This is a genomic window from Parajatrophihabitans canadensis (genome assembly GCF_053764775.1).
On the sequence record NZ_CM132445.1, the window covers coordinates 4,784,244 to 4,805,798 of the forward strand.

17 protein-coding genes are annotated in these 21,555 nt (G+C 63.6%); 10 read left to right on the forward strand and 7 right to left on the reverse strand.

The genetic code is table 11. The annotated features are described in order from the left end of the window. The first annotated feature begins 120 nt into the window (after nt 1–120). Nucleotides 121–330: a hypothetical protein gene (locus tag ACSMXN_RS23005; RefSeq protein WP_155958538.1), complete on the forward strand. Its 210-nt coding sequence runs from the start codon at nt 121–123 to the stop codon at nt 328–330. A gap of 4 nt (nt 331–334) precedes the next feature. On the opposite strand, the gene ACSMXN_RS23010 is transcribed toward ACSMXN_RS23005, so the two are convergent. After that, nucleotides 335–904 (reverse strand): GNAT family N-acetyltransferase, encoded by a 570-nt coding sequence (locus ACSMXN_RS23010; RefSeq protein ID WP_022915258.1) that lies wholly within the window; start codon nt 902–904, stop codon nt 335–337. 485 nt (nt 905–1,389) lie between these two features. Between ACSMXN_RS23010 and ACSMXN_RS23015 the strand changes: the two genes are divergently transcribed. Together ACSMXN_RS23015 and ACSMXN_RS23020 are read left to right on the forward strand one after the other, a co-directional pair. After that, nucleotides 1,390–2,589 carry a cytochrome P450 gene (locus tag ACSMXN_RS23015; protein ID WP_081649335.1) on the forward strand — a complete coding sequence of 400 codons (1,200 nt, stop codon included), beginning with the start codon at nt 1,390–1,392 and terminating at the stop codon, nt 2,587–2,589. After that, nucleotides 2,586–3,728 carry a glycosyltransferase family 4 protein gene (locus ACSMXN_RS23020; protein WP_022915256.1) on the forward strand — a complete coding sequence of 381 codons (1,143 nt, stop codon included), beginning with the start codon at nt 2,586–2,588 and terminating at the stop codon, nt 3,726–3,728. The genes ACSMXN_RS23015 and ACSMXN_RS23020 overlap by 4 nt, the downstream gene beginning before the upstream one ends. Here the strand turns inward: ACSMXN_RS23020 and ACSMXN_RS23025 are convergent. Continuing rightward, nucleotides 3,715–4,329 carry a TetR/AcrR family transcriptional regulator gene (locus tag ACSMXN_RS23025; RefSeq protein ID WP_035944650.1) on the reverse strand — a complete coding sequence of 205 codons (615 nt, stop codon included), beginning with the start codon at nt 4,327–4,329 and terminating at the stop codon, nt 3,715–3,717. The genes ACSMXN_RS23020 and ACSMXN_RS23025 overlap by 14 nt on opposite strands. A gap of 370 nt (nt 4,330–4,699) precedes the next feature. Between ACSMXN_RS23025 and ACSMXN_RS23030 the strand changes: the two genes are divergently transcribed. After that, nucleotides 4,700–5,938: an ABC transporter substrate-binding protein gene (locus ACSMXN_RS23030; RefSeq protein WP_022915254.1), complete on the forward strand. Its 1,239-nt coding sequence runs from the start codon at nt 4,700–4,702 to the stop codon at nt 5,936–5,938. Nucleotides 5,939–6,028: 90 nt separating this feature from the next. On the opposite strand, the gene ACSMXN_RS23035 is transcribed toward ACSMXN_RS23030, so the two are convergent. Both ACSMXN_RS23035 and ACSMXN_RS23040 read right to left on the reverse strand, forming a co-directional pair. Continuing rightward, entirely contained in the window at nt 6,029–9,286 is a 3,258-nt protein-coding gene (locus ACSMXN_RS23035) for a hypothetical protein (protein WP_455407642.1), read from the reverse strand. A gap of 122 nt (nt 9,287–9,408) precedes the next feature. Next, nucleotides 9,409–10,767, reverse strand: coding sequence for a hypothetical protein (locus ACSMXN_RS23040; RefSeq protein ID WP_022915053.1), 1,359 nt, complete (start codon nt 10,765–10,767; stop codon nt 9,409–9,411). Between the two features lie 208 nt (nt 10,768–10,975). On the opposite strand from ACSMXN_RS23040, the gene ACSMXN_RS23045 reads away from it, so the two are divergent. From ACSMXN_RS23045 to ACSMXN_RS23055, 3 genes are all read left to right on the forward strand, one after another. Continuing rightward, the gene (locus tag ACSMXN_RS23045; protein WP_022915054.1) at nt 10,976–11,599 is read left to right on the forward strand and encodes a maleylpyruvate isomerase family mycothiol-dependent enzyme; all 624 of its coding nucleotides are present in this window, start codon (nt 10,976–10,978) and stop codon (nt 11,597–11,599) included. A gap of 148 nt (nt 11,600–11,747) precedes the next feature. Further along, nucleotides 11,748–12,572 carry an NAD(P)-dependent oxidoreductase gene (locus ACSMXN_RS23050; RefSeq protein WP_022915055.1) on the forward strand — a complete coding sequence of 275 codons (825 nt, stop codon included), beginning with the start codon at nt 11,748–11,750 and terminating at the stop codon, nt 12,570–12,572. A 126-nt stretch (nt 12,573–12,698) separates the two neighbouring features. Then, on the forward strand, nt 12,699–14,711 hold the full coding sequence (locus tag ACSMXN_RS23055) for an ABC transporter permease (RefSeq protein WP_022915056.1): 2,013 nt from the start codon (nt 12,699–12,701) through the stop codon (nt 14,709–14,711). On the opposite strand, the gene ACSMXN_RS23060 is transcribed toward ACSMXN_RS23055, so the two are convergent. From ACSMXN_RS23060 to ACSMXN_RS23070, 3 genes are all read right to left on the reverse strand, one after another. Further along, nucleotides 14,696–16,282 carry an MFS transporter gene (locus ACSMXN_RS23060; protein ID WP_022915057.1) on the reverse strand — a complete coding sequence of 529 codons (1,587 nt, stop codon included), beginning with the start codon at nt 16,280–16,282 and terminating at the stop codon, nt 14,696–14,698. The genes ACSMXN_RS23055 and ACSMXN_RS23060 overlap by 16 nt on opposite strands. A 70-nt stretch (nt 16,283–16,352) precedes the next feature. Next, complete coding sequence (locus ACSMXN_RS23065) at nt 16,353–19,217, reverse strand: BTAD domain-containing putative transcriptional regulator (RefSeq protein WP_022915058.1); 2,865 nt, start codon at nt 19,215–19,217, stop codon at nt 16,353–16,355. A gap of 104 nt (nt 19,218–19,321) precedes the next feature. Continuing rightward, nucleotides 19,322–19,891: a hypothetical protein gene (locus ACSMXN_RS23070; protein WP_022915059.1), complete on the reverse strand. Its 570-nt coding sequence runs from the start codon at nt 19,889–19,891 to the stop codon at nt 19,322–19,324. Nucleotides 19,892–20,039: 148 nt separating this feature from the next. Between ACSMXN_RS23070 and ACSMXN_RS23075 the strand changes: the two genes are divergently transcribed. From ACSMXN_RS23075 to ACSMXN_RS23085, 3 genes are read left to right on the forward strand one after another with little or no spacing between them, the layout of a single operon-like run. After that, the gene (locus tag ACSMXN_RS23075) at nt 20,040–20,231 is read left to right on the forward strand and encodes a hypothetical protein (RefSeq protein ID WP_027139876.1); all 192 of its coding nucleotides are present in this window, start codon (nt 20,040–20,042) and stop codon (nt 20,229–20,231) included. A 57-nt stretch (nt 20,232–20,288) separates the two neighbouring features. Next, on the forward strand, nt 20,289–20,798 hold the full coding sequence (locus ACSMXN_RS23080) for a DinB family protein (RefSeq protein WP_022915061.1): 510 nt from the start codon (nt 20,289–20,291) through the stop codon (nt 20,796–20,798). Nucleotides 20,799–20,811: 13 nt separating this feature from the next. Beyond that, complete coding sequence (locus ACSMXN_RS23085; protein WP_455407792.1) at nt 20,812–21,507, forward strand: N-acyl homoserine lactonase family protein; 696 nt, start codon at nt 20,812–20,814, stop codon at nt 21,505–21,507. Nucleotides 21,508–21,555 lie beyond the last annotated feature (48 nt).

Here is a 21,555-nt window from a genome sequence, read left to right on the forward strand (position 1 = left end):
GATATGAATCGTCTCGGCACCAGACTGCTGGCGCGGGGCGATGCGATCGTTACCGGCAAGCCGAGACAACCTCTGCGGAGCCGTTCTGCGCGGCTCTGCTGGCGTTGGCGACGGTGGCCGGTGGACTTGGAACTCAATCCCTGGTCGTCGTCGAGCACCGAGATCGGATTGCGCCCCCTTGGACGACGGATTCCAACTCATGAGCCGACTGCGATGATTCGGGCCGGAGATGTCGCCCTGAACGCGCTCGCCGAAGCCATGATCAGCTGGGCCAACGAGCCACTGAGGGCAGTGTTGGCGATGTCGACGTCGGTGGCACCCGGAGATTGAGCTATCAACCGCCGACCGACGCCGGCGGTCCTTGCCGCTCATCGGCGAGCAGGCCGTAGATGACATTGTCCGTCCACTCCCCCTTGGACCAGTAGTCCTGGCGGAGGTGCGCCTCCCGCTGCATGCCGACTCGTTCGCATACCTTCGCCGAGGCAACGTTGCGGGCGTCGAGTTGGGCGATGAGGCGACGCATTCGGTAGGTATCGAAGGCCACGTCGATCAACACCCGCACTGCCTCGGTGGCATACCCGCGGCCGGCAGCATCGGGGTGGAAGGCCCAGCCCACCTCGCCGCGCTCGAGCGTCTCGTCAGCGGGCCACAGGACGACGTCGCCGATGACGTGACCTGCCCGCTCGACCACCAACCCCAGCGCGGCACCGGGGCTGCCGATGCCGGTCCGCTGAAGGCGCTTTTGGAGGTGTTGCTCACCGTCAGAGCGAGACCAGGGGCCCCATGGCAGATAGCGGGCCACCACTGGATCTGAGTAGTAACTCAGCAACGACTCGAGATCGCCGGCGCGATGAGCACGAAGGTGCAGGCGTTCAGTCTCAATCGGAAGCTGTAGTCCAGTCACGCCTTGCAAACTACTGCCTGCGAAGTTAGCGCAAGCCCCACGTTTCCTGGTCCCTGAGTTCGGCGAGGGCCAGGCCACGGGGGTCAGTACGAGCAACGCAGCCGACAACTACTATGGCAATAGTTAAGTGGAGGCGCCGTTACGAGGTCTGCACCGCCGTTACGAGCCTTGCACCGCCGTTACGAGGTCTGCAGCGCAGTCGAGGGTCACCGATTACGGCGCGCGGGTCAATCTGTGATGTCATTCGGGTATGCAACGAGAGGGAGAATGATGGGCCTCGGGCCACCAGCTAGTACCGGCCGAGGGCCTGCCGTGAGCTATCCATTCAGCGGTGACGAGAATGACCCGACTCGCCGGACGTCAGGACTGCGACGCTGAGATCGCCCCTACCGGTGCGCCGATGGTTGGCCCGCCGACTGCTGTTCACATCTGCCGGGCGGCGGTCTGGTCTTTCCGGGATCTCCGTACTGCCTCAGAAGCTGGTGATGCCTATCCGTCGGGACGGGCTGGACCCCTTGACTGCCCTCGGTGAGTTGCGGGCTGCCGAACCGGTGAGCAAGCTGAGTCGGGTGTTCGGAATGAACGTGTGGCTGGTGACTGGCTATGAGCAGGCTCGAGCGGTTCTCGGCGACACCAAGAGCTACAGCACCGACATTCGCTCGCTGCTCGGCAGCGGCACCGATCAGCCGATTGGTGGCCTGGGCTTCACCGACCCACCCGCCCACACCCGGCTCCGGAGCCTTCTCACGCCGGAGTTCACGGGCCGTCGATTGGCCGCGCTGCTGCCCAGAATCGAGCAGATCGTTGGCGACCAGCTCGATCTCTTGAACTCCAGCGGCGCGGTGGTAGATCTCGTATCGGAGTTCGCGTTTCCAATCCCGTTTCTGGTGATCTGTGAACTCCTAGGCCTGCCGGTCGAGGACCGTGAGCGTTTCCGGGAGCTCGGCTCGGCGAGATTCGATGTCAATGGCGGCGGCGCGGGCACCTTCGGCGCCATGTCGCAGTCTCGCGACTTCTTGTTGGGCGCCGTCCGCAACCAGCGCAACAACCCCGGTGACGGACTCATCGGCGCCATCATTCGCGATCATGGTGACGACGTCGACGACCTCGCGCTCGCGGGTCTCGCCGACGGGCTTTTCACCGGCGGCTACGAAACGTCGGCGAGCATGATCGCCCTGGGAACGTTGTGCCTGCTCCGAGATCCTGAGTCGTTCGAGTTGATCCGCAAGGATGATGGAGCTGTCGCGGGCGTCGTTGATGAGCTCCTGCGGTACCTGAGCGTCGTCCAGATCGCCTTCCCGCGGTTCGCCCGCGCCGACATGGATCTCTTCGGCAAGAGCGTCAAAGCCGGCGACGTCGTGGTCTGCTCGCTCTCCGGTGCGAACCGAGACGCTGCGTTCGGCGAGCTTCCTGACCGCTTCGAGCCGCGACGAGCCGGGCGCTCTCATCTAGCGTTCGGCCACGGCTTTCATCGTTGCGTGGGATCAGAACTCGCACGGATGGAGTTGCAGGTCGCGTTCCGCGAGCTTGGCCGCCGATTCCCCACGATGGAGCTCGCCGTGAAACCTGCAGAGTTGCAGTTCCGCGATCTGTCGATCGTGTATGGCTTGCAGTCGCTGCCGGTGCGCCTGGCCCCCGTCGAGTCGATGGTGCCTGCCGTTCTGCAAGGTTTGGACGCGTCATGAGAATTGTGCATGTGGCCGACTCGTTCGCACCGGACGTCGGTGGAATCGAACGCCAGGTCGAGGCTTTGGCCCTGAACCAACAAGCCGACGGTCATGACGTCACGGTCATCACTGCTGTTCATGACCACGCCGAGCTCGATCTGCATGTCGCGCGTGCCAGAGCCGGACGCTGGTTGACCGTTGCCTTTCCGTGGCGGGACTACCGAATGGTCGCCGAAGTTTTGGACGGCGGCCAGATAGACGTCGTGCACGCACACCTGACCGTCGTCTCACCGCTCGCGATCTATGTCGTTCGAGCCGCCAGCAGACGAGGTATTCCCGTTGCTATCACGGTCCATTCGTTGTGGTGGAAGGTCGCCATGGCCACTCGGCTGTGTTTCGTGCCCTTTGGTTGGGGGCGCATCAGGGCGACCTGGTCCGGCGTCAGCACGGTCGCGGCCGGGCGCGTGCGCCGCACATTACCGCGCGCGGGTGAGGTCTTGATCGTCCCGAATCTAGTCGATGTTGATTGGTGGAAGCCGAACGAACTCGACGCAGGCATTGATTCCCATTTCGATGCAGGCGAGGTCCGGATGATCCTGGTCGGCCGCCTGAAAAAGCGCAAACACGTGGACGAGTTCATCGATGCCTTGGCGCTCGTACGTTCACGAGTCTCGGTGGGCACCCGGGTGTGCGTGGACATCGTCGGCGAGGGGCCCCGTCACGATGACCTGCAGAAGCAACTGAACCGACTCGGCCTTGGCGACTGGGTCACGCTTTTGGGTCATCGGGAGCCCGCCGACGTCCGGACGCTGCTGCACAACTCCGATGTCTTCATCGCCCCGTCGCGCCAGGAGTCGTTCGGCATAGCTGCGCTTGAAGCCCGAGCCGCGGGCCTGCCGGTAATCGGCTTTCGCGGAAACGGATTGGCCGACTTCATCGCCGACGGCGTGGACGGCGTACTGGCCACGGACGCGGCGGACCTGGTCGACATTCTCGTAGAACTCGTGAGCCACCCCAACGAGCTGAAGCGGCTTCGGCAGAACGCCATCGCCATCCGGCCGACGGTCACGCCGGATCATGCCATGGGCGCAGTCGAGCGGCTCTACGTTCGAGCCATGGCCGCGCGACCTCAACGCACGCCCGCTACCGCGTTGTAGGCAAGCTACCCGCGGACAAATCGAGCGGCTGCAACAGCCGAAGCACCATCTCGACGACGCGCTCCAGCGGCCGAGGTCGGCTCGTGACGTTCATCAACAATGTGCGGGTAACGATTGCTCCCAGAAGCATGTCGAAGACGTCGTCCGGGTCCACTTCGGGGTCGACGCTTCCGGTCGGTGCCGCGTAGAGGATGTCCCGAAACGGGGGCCGCGCAGAGATGCGCAGATATACCTCGGGCGTCCGGGAAGGGTTGGACGTTTGGTGGTAGGTGAGCAGGCCCGCCGCCGCTGCGCGTGCGGCAGGCGCGCTGAAGGCCGCGTCGAAGGCACGGATGAAGCGGCGTAGATCGCGGCGGAGATCTCCGGTTGGACGTACGCGGTGGGGTTTGAACCCCGGGAAAGTTGCCTCCTGGATCAGTTCGTACCGTGAGGGCCAGCGTCGGTAGATCGCGGAGGCGTGCACGCCGGAGTACGCCGCCACCGCCTGAATCGTTGTCGCTTCGAAGCCACGTTGGACCAGTAATTCGCAGGTTGCCACTAGGGCTCGTTCGTTGATGGTCAGGTCATGTGGACGGCCGGGTCGGCGGGCGGGCTCTGCCATGGCAGCGATCGTACTGACTGGCTCGCCTGACGTGAGGTAGCTCTGCGCCCGGGTCACTGTTCTAGGACGACCTCTTCTATAACTCAACTCCGCCAGAGCGTCGGAAGGGCGCGCCAGGCGATTGTGGGTGAAGGTGCCTTGAAAAGTTATGAAGACCGCACCGAAAAAGTAGGCAACACGTCTGCAAAACCGATATTGATTGTTACGATGCTGAAACTTTCCCTTGACGTGAGACGCAAATCACGGCTACGTTCGCGCCACGTTCAGCTTTTCGGCCGCGGCCGTCTCGGGATCCTCGCAAGCGCAATTCGGCGCGTTGCTTCCACAATCCGGCTTCGGTGTCCGTTCGGAACAACAACTGGAGGCTCGTGTGAGGCGTACCAAGTATGTTGCGATCTCGGCCGCGGTGGTCGCTGCAGTGCTGGCGGTGAGCGCGTGTAGCTCGTCGAAGAAAAGCAGCAGTAGCAGCAATGCGAGCGGCGGCGGTAGCAGCAGCGCCAGTTCTGCGGGCGGGACCATCAAGGTCGGTGTAGTAACCGACACGACAGGCGGTGGCGCCTCCGGTTTCGCGACCACAGAGATCGGAATCAAGGCTTACTTCAACGCGATCAATGCCGCTGGCGGCGTCAACGGCCAGAAAATCGAATACGTCATGGCGGACTCACAGACCTCACCCGCCGCAACGCTCACCGCGGCGCAGAAGCTCGTCCAGGACGACAAGGTGTTCGCGATTCTCAGCGTCACCTCAAGTTGGTACGGCGCCGAGGCGTACACGTTGAAGGCGGGAATCCCCGTCGTTGGGGCAGGATTTGACGGAAACGAGTGGTCGGATCCAAAGAACACCAACCTGTTCCAAACGATCGGTGTCAGCGACTTCGACAAGGTTTACGCAAACACAGGGCAGTTCTTCAAGACCCTCGGCGCGACCAACTGCGGCTCGATTGGCTATTCCGACTCTCCGAGCTCACAGAAAGCAGCGACGAACGTCCTGAAGTCATGCGAGGCCGCGGGCCTCAAGGGCGGCTACGTGACCGGTGTGAAGTTCGGCAGTACCGACGTAGCTCCGATCGCGCTGGCGATGAAGAACGCCGGCGTCGACGGGGTCTACATGCCAGTGGACCCGAACACCGGCTTTGCCTTGGCTGGGGCTCTGCGCGTTGCAGGTGCCAAGCCGAAGGTGGTCTTCCTGGCCACCGGCTACGGCGGCGATTTGCTGAAGTCGCCAGCGGCGGTCGAAGCGGCGCAGGGTTACTACTTCGCAAGCAGCGGTGAGCCGATCGAAATGGCCACTCCGGCAACGGCGAAGCTCAAAGCGAACCTCGCTGCAGTCGGCTACACCGGCACTCCGACCTTCGCCATCCAGTCTGCCTACCAAGCCGCTTCTGGTTTCGTCCGTGGCCTTCAGGCCGCCGGTCCGAATCCGTCCCGCCAGGCGTACATGGATGCTTTGCGCAAGGTCAACGATTTCGACGAGGACGGACTCTTGTCACCCATGAAGGTGGACTTCAACAACTACGCACCGAGCCAGGGCTGCTTGTGGGCCGTGAAGCTGCAGGGCACTACCTTCACGCCAGTCGCTGACAGCCCGTTCTGCTCAGGAACGATCTAACCCGGACCTCAATCGGCGAATCGTGTAACGCTCGGCACCGTAGGGATGCCGAGCGTTACACGATTCGTGGTTTCGTGTGTTCTGCTCGGGTCAGCTGGACCGCGCCACGTACTCGTGGCTGATGACGAAGCACGTGGTGACAGCAGGACAGGACGCCGCCCTCGCGGAGTCCTCAGAAAGGAGCCCGACGGGTTGCGCGGGCAAGGGATCCCAGGAGGTCCCATTGAAAATATGGAGTGCGTTCAAGCTATCGAGTGCAGTGCACAGATGACCCGCCTTGCAGTCAACGCCGATGTAGTAACTCTCGCTTTGTGGCAGTCGCCGCCAGGACGTGCCCGTGAACAGGTAGGACGCACCGCTGGAGTTGACTGCGATGCATTGCGAGATTCCGGTGCACGAGACTGAGATGCCGAACAGGCCCAGCGACCGGTCGATCGGTACGGGCGCAGACCACGTCTTGCCGTTGAACCGCATCCACGCGTTGGCCGAGTTCACTGCGATACAGAACGACGATGAAAGGCAGCTGCCAGCCTCCGGGTTGCTGACGTCGCCACGGCCCGGCATCGCCTGTGGGTTGCTCCAACTCGAGCCGTTGAAGACCACGTACCGTCCGTCACTCGAGAACGCCATACAAAACGTCGGACTCGAGCAAGTCGGGGGACCTGTGAGAAGATGCGTCGAGGTCGCAGCGGACCAGGTCCCATTGCGCAGTAGCCTGCTTCCCCCTTGGCTATCGGTTGCGAGACACATTGTCGCCGTCGGACAGTCGATACCTTGCAGGCCGTTTCCAATTCGGGACGGCTTGGTCCAGACTCCGTTGCTATAGCTGAGCACGTTGCCACGTTCGTCGAGCGCCTCGCAGCTGCTCGGCGATCCGCAGGAGATCTGATTCATCCCACCGAAAGTGTTGTCATAGCGGGCCGGGCTCGTCCAGGCGGTTCCGCTCCAGCGCGTCCAGTAACCGTCCGGGCTCATGCCGACGCAGAACACGGCGGAGACGCAGGAGACGCGAACGTTGTACCAATCGGGTACGGCAGGCCTCGCTGGAAGGGACCAGCTTTTGCCGTCGTAGCGAGCGATATCACCGCTGATGCTGGAAGACACGCAGAAGGTCGCGCTGGCGCACGACACCGAGGTCCCCTGGAAGCCATTGGACGGATCGACGACACCAAGCGCACTCCAGCTGGTGCCGTTGTACTTCAGCCACTTACCGAAGCTGTCGGTCGCGACGCAAAACGTCGTCGTCGGGCACGACACTGCGCTGGTGTTATATCCGCCCGGTTCTATCACCGTCGCCGTGACTGCCGTCGCCGTGATACGAACGGCATAGCTCAGTCCACCTGCGGACCGGCCGACCGCCATACACCATGCGGTCGACGGGCACGAGATACTAACCAGACCGCCTGAGGCGAATACCTTTCGCGGCGAACTCCAACTGACCCCGTTGTAGGTGACGACGTAAAGGGAATTGCCACCGTTGAAGTTGTTGTAAATCGCGGTGCAATTTGTCGTCGAAGGGCAGGAAAGCGCGCGCAGATCGCTGCCAGCGGCCGTCGCCTGCACTGCTTTCGACCAGCTGGTTCCGTTGTACCGGAATGCCTTGCCCTCGGAGTCAGCGGCAATGCAAAAAGTCGTGCCACGGCACGAGATCGCGATAAACCCCTGCGCTGCGTAGATCTCTTGCTGTGGGTCGACCATGACCGGCGCGCTCCAAGACGTGCCGTTGAACCTTTGCGCTTGACCGCTGCTGTCAACAGACATGCAGAACGTTGCGCTCGTGCACGAGACGTCGGTTGGAGCGCCAATATACGGATCGATGGCCGACGGCTGGGACCACTGAAGGTCCGCCGTGGACTGGTTGATCTCCGTGCCTGAGGCGTAGTTCGGTTCCGCGTCATGCGCGAACAATGCGTAGCTGTAGGGCGTTCCGGGTAGCATATTGGAGTCCACAAACGACGAGCCTGCTAGGTCGCCGACCTCGGTGCCCACATATGGGCTTGCGGGCGGGGTCGAGCCCGCCGATCGCCGAATCATCACCTTGGAGAAGTCAGCTGTCGTCGGGTTTGTCCAAGACAGAGAGATCGACGTCTCGCTCGCGGCGGCAACGGTCAAGCCTGTCACCGGACCCGGTGCGGTCGTGTCGGCCGGTTCGCCGGTGAAGTAGCCGGAGATATCCACAATCAACTGCGTCGCCGCACTCACCCGAACATCAATCGAACCATCAGCCGACACCGGCACAATCGCCGAATCAGCCACCGTCTGACCCGCCACATAATCGACATTGCTCACCCGCGGAACCCCCGCACCATGCGCATACGCCGTCACATAACCCGCAGCCACCGCAGCCGTCTCCGTCAACGTCACCGCCACCGCAGACACACCCGACACCGGCACCCCCGCCTGACCAGCCACCACCACCGACCGCACCCCACCAGCCGGCACCAACCCCCCAGCCAACCTCGTATCCAACAACCGAGTCGGCGCCACCGCACCGAACCCACCATCGACCACCGGCGCACCCGCCACGAAATAGCCGGAGATATCCACAATCAACTGCGTCGCCGCACTCACCCGAACATCAATCGAACCATCAGCCGACACCGGCACAATCGCCGAATCAGCCACCGTCTGACCCGCCACATAATCGACATTGCTCACCCGCGGAACCCCCGCACCATGCGCATACGCCGTCACATAACCCGCAGCCACCGCAGCCGTCTCCGTCAACGTCACCGCCACCGCAGACACACCCGACACCGGCACCCCCGCCTGACCAGCCACCACCACCGACCGCACCCCACCAGCCGGCACCAACCCCCCAGCCAACCTCGTATCCAACAACCGAGTCGGCGCCACCGCACCGAACCCACCATCGACCACCGGCGCACCCGCCACGAAATAGCCGGAGATATCCACAATCAACTGCGTCGCCGCACTCACCCGAACATCAATCGAACCATCAGCCGACACCGGCACAATCGCCGAATCAGCCACCGTCTGACCCGCCACATAATCGACATTGCTCACCCGCGGAACCCCCGCACCATGCGCATACGCCGTCACATAACCCGCAGCCACCGCAGCCGTCTCCGTCAACGTCACCGCCACCGCAGACACACCCGACACCTGCACCCCCGCCTGACCAGCCACCACCACCGACCGCACCCCACCAGCCGGCACCAACCCCCCAGCCAACCTCGTATCCAACAACCGAGTCGGCGGCACTGAGACGAAGGCTCCTGGAGACGGCGCGTCGGCGCCCGCGCTCACCTGGACTGGCAGGTTTATCAGTCCGCCGCAGAAGGCGACAGCGCACACGAAGATGAACAGCGAGCGCCGAAACCCCATCGGGTCCCCTCGGGGCCAAGGCCTCGCGGCCTACAGACAAAGGACGCCGAGAGTAGCGTCCAACTGAGGTGTATGTAAATAACGTCGCATAAGTCTCCTCTGCTCAGGCTTCAGCGTCACGCTCAGAGCAGGGCTTGCAGATAGCTGACAGCGCGGCGTTTCGGGTCGTGTCGGCGCTGCGCCAGGAGTGCGATCTGCGGGGTCAGTACGGCACCCGCGATCACCGGTAGCACCGGAGCGATCGGCGCCACCGGCAACAACGCGGCGCCCAGAGCAGCGGAGAACGCGATCCCCGCCACGGGATGCTTGTCGATGAACCTGACAACTGACTTACGCTCGTAGCCATCGAGCCGTTCCCGGATGAACGAGTCGCATGCGGCACTGACTCCCTGCCGTGACGAGTCCAGCCCGACTTCCTGCTCCAGGAACGCCTGACAGTCGACGACAGTGCTGCGGACGTGCGCGAAGACCTCCTCGTTCTTCCGCAGTTTCAAGAGATCGTCCAGCCCAATGCCCTCAGCCTTGCCGAACGGCAGAATGTCCATCGTAATAAGGTCGCTGGTGAGTTCTCCTGGACCTGGGCCTTCGTCAAAGTAGAGGTCCGCGGCCCAATCGAACATGGCCCGATTCGGAAACACTGGATCAAGCCCGAGCAGTCTGGCGTTGAGCCACGCACCCACGACTTCCGTCTCGCTGAAGTACCCCGGGCCGGTCTCGCCGTCGGTGCTCTCGCCCATCTTGGCCAGAACCCTTTGCCTTTCGCGCTCGAGGTGTTCCGGATCGAGGTCGAAGTCCATGCGAGGTGGTGCGGCACCGCCCCGGGCGGCGTCCGGATGAGCTCGCACCTTGAGTCTCTGCAGAGATTCTTTGAGCGCAGGCGAATCACCGGCGAAAGGGAATGACGGGGTCAGGTAGTAAGGCATGAAAACGATGGCTCGCGACTCGATCAGTGCGCGGAGCTCGCTGAGGACGGGGAGCCACGCCTTGAGCCTGCGAATGCTGTCGGCAACGAGCCTGACCGTATTCGGGTCGTCACGCCAGCGCCCGCGATGAGTGTTTTCAGCGACCATGTCAAAGCAGTAATAGAAGCTATCCCGAAGGTAGATCGAGTCCGCTATGAGCAGGTGTTTCTTCAGTGGAGTCAGCATTCGCGATACGTCGTCGCGGCTCACCTCACGTGCGAGGCCGACATCCGGGCTGACACCCAGTAGTGCTGTCGGCGTGTACGAGTGACGGACTGCTGAGTCCCAGGCATGGGCCAACCGAGGCTCGAAGTAAAGGCGCAACGACCGGTCCTGGTCGTTCGCACCAGCGAGAAATTGTGCCTCGAAGTCCCGGTCCATCGTCGCTAGATAGTGCTTGCTGAAGTCAATCCACTCGTCGTCGGAGCTACGCTCAAGCCGTTTGAGACCAGAACGATCAAGACGAATGTCGAAGTAGGACTCGACGATCTGAAGAGGCGTCGCGAGTTGGGTCGTCATCCCTAACCTCCACAGTTGGTGAAGCCCATCAGCCGGCGCCCGGTACAGCGCACCTCGACAGCGTAGGGCTCAGCAGGGACTACTGGCATCGATCGCGAGCAGAAATACAGCTGACCGCGGGCTCGGCTGTCGATCTGGCGCGACTTCGTTCGTCGATATTCGTGGGCGTCTAAAACCAGCGCCCTCGCCGCTACCTAGGAGCCCAACCGTGACCGACAGCATCTGGCCCACGATTCACGCCGAGCGGCAGGCTCTCGCCGATAGCCTGACCGACCTGACCGACGAGCAGTGGGCGCTGCCGACAATGTGCAGCGAATGGAACGTCCATCAGGTACTGGCTCATCTGACTTCGGCCGCGAAGATGACGCCGCCCAAGTTCATTGCAAAGTTCGCTGCCGCCGGCTTCAAGTTCGACAGGTTCACAGCCAATCAGGTGGCTATCGAGGGCAGCGGGGGGTCGTCGGCTACGTTGGCCGCCTTCCGCGCGGCGCAACCGCGCCAGACCGCGCCGCCGGGCCCGAAGGAGACGTGGCTCGGTGAGGCGTTCGTACACGGCGAGGACATCCGCCGGGCGGTAGGCATCAAACACGAGTACCCGCTACCCGAGGTCGCCCGGGCTCTCGCGTTTTACGCCAAGAGCAACGCGATCATCGGCGGCCGATCCCGGGTCGCGGGTGTGACTCTCGAAGCCACCGATACGGAGCTTTCGCTCGGCTCCGGCCCGATCGTCCAAGGCCCGGCCGTCTCCTTGTTGCTCGCCGCCTCTGGTCGGAAGGCCGCGCTGGACGAGCTGGCGGGCCCTGGCGTCCAAACCCTCCGAACGCGCGCCTGAGCCGGCACCTCGGGCTCGAAATCGAGTCGAGATCGCCGCCGAGCCGCAACAGCGAACCAGGCTATTTCAGTACAGAAACTCACGTCTCCACCTCCCGGTCGCTACGAACGACTACGGTGTTGCTCTCTGGACGCAATCGGGAGGCATAGTGAAGGTCGGATTCCTCGGTGCCGGTCGCATGGGTCGACCGATGGTCGACCACCTTGTGGCTGCGGGTCATGAGGTCACTGTCCTGGTGCGCACGTCGGAGGCCAGGGCAACCGCCGAGGCTGACGGGCTGACCGGAGCCGACACGGTCGCGGCGACGGTGCACGACGCCGACGTGGTTTTTGTCGCCGTCCTGACCGACGATCAGGTGCGGTCGGTGTGCCTCGGCCCGGACGGAGCGATTGCAGCAATGCCGGATGGATCCACCCTTGTCCAGCACACCACGTCGGATCCAGCGACGGCACAGCTACTGGCCGAGGCGGGCGCGGGCCGTGGGATCAGAGTGCTGGACGCCGCGCTCTCGGGCGGCCCCGACAACATTGTTGCGGGGACGCTGACCCTCTGGGTGGGCGGCGACGAAGACCTGCTCGAACAGCTGCGCCCACTGCTCGAGACGTACGCCTCGCCCATCCTGCACGTCGGACAACTCGGCAACGGCCAGCGGGTCAAACTCGTGAACAATGCGCTGTTCGTGGCCCAGGTCGGCCTTGCCGTCGACGCCGTCCGAGTCGCGGGATCCCTGGGGATAGCTGAGAGCGCCATCCTCGCGGCGGTGCAACACGGCAGTGGCGCCAGCCGGGCCCTCAGCATCGTCGCGGGTATGGGGTCTGTGGAGGCGGTCGGTGATCGGCTGTCGGAATTCATGTTCAAGGATGTGACCGTGGTGCGCGAGGTCGCTGAGCGCTCAGGGACGGATCTCGGAATCATTGGGACGGTCCTGTCCTCAGACGCCGTAGAACAAAAGGTGCTTCGCCCAAGCAGCTGACCTGTCCGAGCGGTGACCGCCCGGCGTTGCTAACAAACGCGTCACACAGGCGTTGCCGCGCGTCGCTCGAACCGGATACCTTCGTCCCAAGCCCTCGACACCCGTCGGGCAAAGGGATCGAAACGCATGCTCGCTTATATTTTTGCCGGCGTAGCCCTGGGATCGATCTATGCCATCGCCACCTCAGGGCTGGTGGTCACCTACGTCTCGGCGGGCGTCCTGAATTTCGGTTTCGGTTCGATGGCGTTCTTCCTGGGACGGTTCTTCTACTTTCTGAACACGCAACACGGCTGGGCTTCATTTCCGGCTCTGATCATCTCGGTGTTCGTGGCTGGGCCAACGCTAGGTGTGCTGCTCTACTTCGCCCTGTTCCGGCGGTTGGCCTTGGCGTCCTCGCTGGTCAAGATCGTCTCGACCATCGGATTGTCCGTCGCGTTGCCGGCGGCTGCGGTTTTGCTGTTCGGAAACGAGACCATCACGACTGCACCAGGCCTTGCCCACGAGCCGGTTCGGATCTACGCCTTGTTCGGGGCCACGGCGACGTTGAACCAGTTGATCGCGTTCGGCAGCGTGCTCACCCTTGTCGTCCTCGGCACGGCTTTACTCCAGTTCGCCAATGTCGGCCTGCATGTGCGGGCCATGGTTGACTCACCAGCCCTGACCTCGCTCTCCGGCATCAACCCGGGCGCGATCGCCGGGGCGGCGTGGATGATCAGCACGACGCTCGCCGGCCTGGCTGGGGTACTCACGGCACCGGCGAGTGGGCTCACGATTTCGGGGATGACGGGGCTGATGGCCGCAGCGTTCGCCGCGGTGGTCGCCGGACGCCTTCACAACCTGGCCGTCGCGGTAAGCGTCGCGATGGCGATGGGGCTGGTCACGGAGGTGTCGCAGAAATATCTACCGGAGAACAGTTCGCTGTCCTCCGCTGTCATCACCAGCATTCCGTTTCTCGTCACAGCGACGTTTCTGCTGGCTTACTTGGCCACGAGCGGTCGGGTGGACGATGACAGCGAAGCAACTGGAGGGCCGCTGGACTCGGCGATCAGGCCACAGGGCGGCCGTCAGAGCGGCCTACCTGCACGACTTGCGGCTCAACACGGCCAGGGCGTTCAGCGGCGCTATGTGCTGCGGCCGTTGATCTTCACCGGAGCGATCGCATTGATTCCGATCTTCGCGTCGGGATATTGGTTGACTCTGGCGGCCTCCGGATTTGCCTTCGCAATCATCTTCTTGTCGTTCACGATTGTGGTCGGCGAGGGCGGCATGATGTGGTTGTGCCAGCCCGCCTTCGTCGGCTTCGGCGCGATCGGTGCCGCCCAACTTGCCACCAACCACGGCTGGAACCCGATTGCAGCCGCGTTCGGCTCCGCGCTGCTCGCCGTACCGATCGGGCTGCTCGTGGGCCTGCTCACTGTCAGGCTCGGCAACCTCTACATCGCCCTTGCCACCTTGAGCTTTGGTTTGCTGACCGAAACCCTCATCTTCACGCGTTCGATCTTCTACCACGATGGAATCGGGGTACCGATCGAGCGACCCTCATTCCTCGGAGATGACAAGTACTTCAGTTACTTCTGCCTTGGCGTATTGCTAATTCTCGCGGTGGTCGTCGTCAATCTGCAACGTTCGACCACCGGGCTCGCCCTCGCGGCGGCCCGCTCCAGCGAGCCTGCTGCGCGCACGATCGGGCTCAGCGTGCTGACCACGAAGCTGATCGCAGCTGGGCTGAGCACTTTCGTTGCAGCTCTCGGTGGCGCGCTGCTCGCCTTGGACACCGAGTCGGCCACACCGAGCGTGTATACGACGTTCGCGGGATTGGTGTGGTTGGCGGTGTCGGTCAGTTGGGGCGTGCGGTCGGTCACCGCGGCAGTACTCGCTGGCCTTGCTTTGAACCTCCTGCCTGGGCTGTTCATCGCCTACCTGCCCGCCGGCCTTGGCGGTCTGCCCACACTTCTGTTCGGCCTTGGTGCGGTCTTTGTCGCGGCAAACCCCGACGATTCGATCGCCGCGTTGCGCTACAGGGTCCGCGCGTTCTTCGACCGCTTTGCGACCCCGACCTACGACCCTGCCGACCTGGCAGGAATGCCGACCCCGGTTGAGGTATCCGGGCCATTTCACGAGGATTACCCAGTCCGCTGACCGCGACCTGCCGAGTGGTCAGCCGCGGCACCGTTATCGGCGACACTATCGGCGGCCACACCATCCTCGGTGATGGGGGCGTCACGTGGTGGAAGCAAGATCATGACCAGCACGGCGGCGAGCACAGCTGCCCCAGCCGCAGCGAAGAACGCGACGTGCATGCCGTCGACATAGGCGGCGTTGGCCTTTGCTGCGACCGGACCGCCAAGGTGCGCCGCCACCGCGAGCGAGTCCTTTGCCTTGTCGGCAATCGCGCTCGGCAGGCCCGGCAGGGTCAAGTGGCTGCGGTAGATCGCGGTCATGATGCTGCCGAGTACGGCAATGCCGAGCGCGCCGCCGACTTCGCGGGACAGGTCATTCATGGCTGAGGCGACGCCTTGCTGCGCTTTCGGGAGCGCAGAAGTGATTGCGCTGGTGGCCGGCGTCATCGCTGAACCCATACCGGCGCCAAGCACGAGCAGTCCGACCGCGAGGACCCAGTACGGAGTGGAGGATCCAAGCTGGGCGAGGACGACCAAGGCCACGGCGATCAGACATAGTCCCGTGGCACAGACCTGCCGAGAGCCGAATTTCGAAGCCAACTTCGGTGCCAATCGCGACATGGGAATCATGGTGACCGCCAGCGGCAGCATGCTGAGCGCGGCCACCAAAGCCGACTCGTCCCGCACGATCTGCAGGTATTGCAACACCAGGAAGATGAAACCGAAGAAGGCAAAGAACTGCACGAAGATCGAGATGCTGCCAGCGCTCAAGCCGCGGTGGGTGAAGATCCTCGGGTTGAGCATCGGGTTCTGCTGCTTCAGCTCGAAGACCACGAAACCGACGAGGACGGCAATGCCGATTGCAATGCCGATGAGCGTGCTCGCGCTCAGCCAGCCAGCGGTGGGTGCCTCGATGATGGAGTAGACCAACGCGACAAGACCCACGACGGCGAGAACTGCGCCAGCTACGTCAAGGCGCGGGGCGTCCTTGTCGGCTGATTCGGGAACGACCCGCAAGGTACCGATGAGCGCGATGACGGCGAGGACGACGTTGAGTCCGAACACCGATCGCCACGAGAAGAACTCGAGCAAGGCACCGGCACACACGACGCCGACGACAGCCGCAGCGCCCGCGACGCCGGCCCATATGCTGACCGCCTTGATGCGCTGGGCGGGTGGGAACGTACCAGTGATCGTCGACAGCGTGGCTGGCATCACCAACGCGGCGCCGAGACCGAGACCGGCACGCAGCCCGATCAACTCGGTCGCGCTGGAGGCGGTCATGGCGACCGCCGAGCCCGCACCGAAGATCAGCAGGCCGGCTATCAACGCTTTGCGACGGCCGTAACGGTCACCCAGCGCACCGGCAGGCAGCAACAGGGCCGCAAAGACGAGTGAGTAGGCATCGATCACCCAGGAAAGCTCAGTCTGCGACGCGTGCGTCGACCGAGCGATGTCAGGGATCGCGACGTTGAGGGACGACATTGCGGCCACGACAGCGGCCAGCGCGATGCAGACGACCGCCGTGATAGCACCGTGGCGTGGCGCGATCGCATTTGTCGGGTGGGCTGATCGGATGGTGGCGTCCATCAGATTCCTTCAGGGGTCGGGGCGGCTGGTTGCCGTTCGACGCAATGCCGTCCGGGTGAATCCAGACGGGTCAAGATCGGTTCTCATCCGAACTCTCGTCGAGAATTCCGGCCAGATCAAGACCCTCCCCGTCCTGCCAGGCTTGTTCGAAGTCCGCCTGGGTCAGTGCGCGACGGCAGCGGGCGAGCAGGTCGAGCGTGATCGGCCGGCGCGGCCACGGCACGCCCGCTCGGCGGGCGTTGGCTTGTGACGCCGAGAACGAGCGGACGGCTTTGGGCGTCTCGCCGGCCATCGCGGCGAAGATCGCATACATCTCGACGAACGGGCCGCCACGCCTGCTACCGAATCGCCCGTGGATCGCCAAGAGCCGCTGCGACCACCTGAGCCCCACGGCGGCCTCACCGAGCTGCACGGCGGTCAGGCAGCGGGCGCTGCAGCCGATCCACGCCGCCAACAGCTGACCGGCGTCCAGAGCATCGCGATAGATCTCCTCGGCACGCGCAGCCGTCTCCGCGGGGTCGGCAGCGTCGCGGGTTGGGAGCTCAGCACGAAGCGCCTGCGCCGCCACCAAAATCTGCAGGTCTCGGTCGGCCGTCCGGGCAGCGAAGTCAGCCGCTTTGGCGATCATGCTCACCGCGAGTTCGGCATCGGCCAATCCGGCGGCCGCCGAAATCGCAACCAGCAGATCGCCGACGTCCGGCCAGCTCGTTTCGGGAACCTTGTCCAGGGTGGACAAGGCAACGTCGATGCGGGGCCGAGCCAGATCGCTACGCCCTTGCAGCGTCTCGACGGCGGCGAGGCTCAGTTGGCTGGCCAGCGAGTCGAACGGCTGCAAGTGAGCTGCGAGCTCAACGGCTCTGCGCAGATAGCGGCTGCCCTCCACTAACTGATCGCGGTAATACCAGTACATCAGAAGCCTGGTTGCCAACCGCGCCGCCTCGGGATCTTCACCGTCGATGAGACGTCGCTGCAGAGTGGCGCGAACAGTCGCGTAGTCATCGTCGATTGCCTGGTACCACGGCAATATCTCGACCCGGCCCAGACGCGGGCGCGACTGCGACAACCCAAACACCCAGTCGTCGCGGCGGTCCAGCATGTCGAGCGGCCGGCCACCGGCGGCGAGTGCACCCCGAGCATGCGCACGAACCGTGACGAGCTGTCTGAACGACGTAGGCCCGCCCGGCCCCGCGGCCCTAGTGGCGGTCAGCAGTGATCGATTCACCAGCATCGGCAGCACATCGCTGACCTGAGGGCCGTCTTCGGGAAGCGATGCAATTGCCGCGGCCGCCGTCCGCGTGAATGGCCCAGGCAGAACGGAGAGTTGCCGGTGCAAGTCCTGTTCGGGTGGGCTCAACAGCTGGAAGCTCGACTCGATTGTCGACCGCATCGACGATCTCGACTCCGGCCCGCGGTCGGTCACCCGGGCAAGATCACTCGGGTCTTCGGCGACTTGAGCCGCAATCTCGGACAGCGAGTACGCGCGGGCACGTGCCGCCGCGAGTTCGATCGCCAACGGCAACCCGTCCACATCGACGCAGATCGCAGCGATGGTCTCGAGCGCATCGGCGTCCATCACAAAGGTCGGATCCAAGGCGCGCAGCCGCTCGGTGAAGAGTTGCACCGCCGGAGAGCTCTCGACCGTGGCTGACTCGGCCGGCAGAATGAGTGGCTTCAGCGACCACAGCACTTCGCCGCCGACGCCGAGTGGCTCGCGGCTGGTGGTCAAGAACGCGCACTCGCCTTCGCCACTCAGCACTGACCGAGCAAGTGCGGAAACCCCGGTCAGTACGTGCTCGCAGTTGTCCGCGACGAGAAGCAGCCGTCGATCACGCATGAATCCGCGAAGCGCGTCGATGGGTTCGCCTGCTGTCGGCGCGGAAACCCCCAAGGTCGACATGGCCAGATCTACGACGAGGTCGGAATCCTCGACGAGCGCTAGGTCGAGGAACCAGACGCCGTCGGAGAATGATGAGGTGGCAACCTCGCCTGCCACCTCGATGGCCAGGCGCGTCTTTCCGCTACCGGCTGCGCCGACTATCGTGACCAACCGGTGCTGTTGCAGCAGCGCGCCGATAGTCGCCCGCTCGCTGTCGCGACCGATCAGCGACGTCGTCCGGGCAGGCAGGTGAACCTCAACGGAGCGCGTTGGAGGCTCAGCGTTTGTACCTGACAACAGCGCTGGATCCTGATCGAGGATGCCGCCCTGAAGTGACTGCAGTTCGGCGCCAGGTTCCAGGCCGATCTCTTCGATCAGGACGCTGCGGGCCGTTTGAAACGTCTGCAGCGCCTCCTCGCTTCGTCCACATCGATGCAGAGCGAGCATCCGCTGGCCCCAGAGTCGTTCGCGATACGGCAGGGCCAGCAGCAGCGGCTCTAGATCGGAGAGCGCTTGTTCGGGCTGGCCAAGGGCCAGCAGGACGTCGATCCTTCGCTCGGCGAGTTGGTCATGAATCTCACTGAGCCGAGCTACCGCGGGCGCCGCCCAATCCTCATCGCTCATCGGCGAATACGGTCGACCACGCCACAGCGCGCTCGCCGCGTCCAAGCGATCCAGTGCGCGCGCCGGTCGGCCAGCGGCAAGCAGGTCACGCGCGTCGTCGGCAAGTTGCTGATATCGGACCGAATCCAGCTGGTCCGGGCCGAGCAGCAGCCGGTAGCCGCCGCTGTCATTCACGAGCACAGTCGGTTGCTGCCCGGCGTCGCGGGCTGGTTCAAGCACGCGTCGCAGCCGCCAGATGTGCGATTCCAGCGTGGAAGGCGAGGCGGTGGCGCGCTCCCCCCAGGCCGCATACATCAGCGTCTCGACGGAGACCCGATGGTTGACATCGACCAGCAGGGCGGCCAGTATCGCCGCCGGCTTCTTACCGCCCGGCGTTGATTGGTCGTCCCCGTTTTGCACGAGCAGGGTTCCTAGATCGTGCAGAACGATGCTCATTAGACGGTGGCCATTAAGCGGCGCCCATTACTCGGGCTCAACGACGTACATCGGCACCCTCGCGACCAGAGCGGACTGATGAGCTCGGACTCAGATGGCTGATCTTATCGGTTGGGGCCCTTTCGGCGAACATGATCGCGCGGCGCCGCGGGCACATCGTCTGGAATGCTGACTCGGACGGTAGGAGTCTCAGGCGCGAATGCCTCGCCGAGCAAACGAAGATGTGCACCGTCAGCGAGTACGAGCAGGCCGGAACAGCCCGGCGCCAGAGCGTCACGTAATTGCGCGAGCGCATCGTCGTCCATGCCGATCGCAACAAGCGGGCCGGGCAACTTCGGCTCGGGCAACTTCGGCAGAGGCGCGTCACCATACAGAGCAGCGCCCAACATCAATCCCCAGACGATCTCGTCGAGCGCATCAGTCAGCGGGACGCTGTAGATCCGCCGCGTCCACGGATCCTCGCCATCGGACGGCCAGTTGAGCACCCGACCATCGCGCAGCGTCAGCCCTTGTTGAGCGGCCAGGCGGCCCAACACTGTTTCGATCCGCCTCGCTTCGTCCTTCTCCGGGAACACCCACACCACCAGCTGCCTCATCATCGGCGTCGCGCCGCAATCACGTTCATGAATCGAGCCTGCCCGGACGGGCTCCAAGTCCGCTCCAAGTCGATCCACGGCCGAGCGCCAGCAACGACCCGCGCCATGTTGCGCACCCGGCATCGTCCACGCTCTCGCGTGTCACGCACAAACCGGCGCGAGTTGAGTGGATGATGCTGACTGCGAGCGCGAAAAAGCTCGTGCCGATCGTCGAGCGGAGACGCACATGATTAGGGCACTGATATTCGGTCTTGTCTTCTTCCTCATCGCGACGTTTCCCGCGACCTGGCTGCTGATGCTGTTCGCCGGCAACGTCGGGCTCGAGCAGTCCTACTGGGGCATGTTGCCGCTGGGCATACTCGTGTCTGTTTTGCTGGCCGGCGTCAGCAGCCCACGCATAACCGTTGTCTCTCCATAACCTGCTGCTGGACCGCCGATCGTCCGTCCTCGTCCAGGGGTTCGCGGCGGTCGGCCCATGACGCTGTCGCTACCCGAAGCGACCGAGCCCATCGGGTCGCTCGCCGAAGTGTTTGTCCGGTATCTGGATTACTTTCGAGCCAGAGTGATCGACAAGGTCGAGGCATTGCCGGAAAGCGATCTTAGGCAGAGTCGCTTGCCGTCCGGCTGGACGCCGGTGCAGCTTCTCAATCACCTGACTCATGTAGAAATGCGATGGCTTGAATGGGGTTTCGAGGGGCGCGAGGTCGGTGACCCGTGGGGAGACAATCGCGACGAGCGCTGGTACGTCGAGGCCGAGGCGTCATTGGATGACCTGGTGGCGGCACTTCGTGCGCGAGGTCAACGCACTCTCGAAATAATCCAGGCTCACAACCTTTCCGAGATCGGCCAGCCAGGGCCACGGTGGGAGGGTGCCGACCCAGCGACGCTCGAACGCGTCCTATTTCATCTATTGCAGGAATACGCTCGGCACCTCGGCCAGCTCGACGTGGTGGCCGAGCTCGCAGGAGTGGCGCTCGGGGAATAACCTGTCGAAGGTGTTGCGAACAACGGACGTCCGTCGGGTCCTCCTAGGAACTTTTGTACGTCCAGCCGAAGAGACCGGAACCGATAAGCCACGGGTAGAGGCGGTTTTTGGTTATTTGGCCAAGCACCCCGCGGGCCTCGTCCTGCTAGATACCGGCATTGGCGACGCCGACGCAGAAACGAATGCTTGGTACCGGCCACAACGAATTCCATTGCCACAAGTGCTCGCCGATCAGGGTGTCTCGGTAGCCGACATCGATCTCGTGGTCAACTGTCACCTCCATTTCGATCACTGTGGCGGTAACCCGCAGTTTGGTGGCACCCCAGTCATCTGTCAGCGACGAGAGCTTGCCGCCGCGCACGGCGGCGAGTACACGCTGCCCGAACTCGTTGATTACGTCGGTGCCCGGTATGAGCTGCTCGATGGCGAAGCCGAGGTTCTACCTGGCGTGCATGTGATCCCGACCCCGGGACATGTCGAGGGCCACCAATCACTAGTGATCGAGTGCGATGACGGCACCGTCATTCTTGCTGGTCAATCACATGACGCGGCATCAGCATGGAGTGCCGACGCACTGGCGGCGATAAGCGGCGAATTGGGCCATACCGAACCATTGCCAGCAGTGCCGACCTGGATGTCTCGGCTGCTGGAGTTTGATCCGAAGCGGGTGTTCTTCGCTCACGACGCTGCCGTTTGGGAGCCTTCCTGAACGCTGCGCTACTGGTACGGCGCCGGTCGGTCACTACCCGCTGGGCGA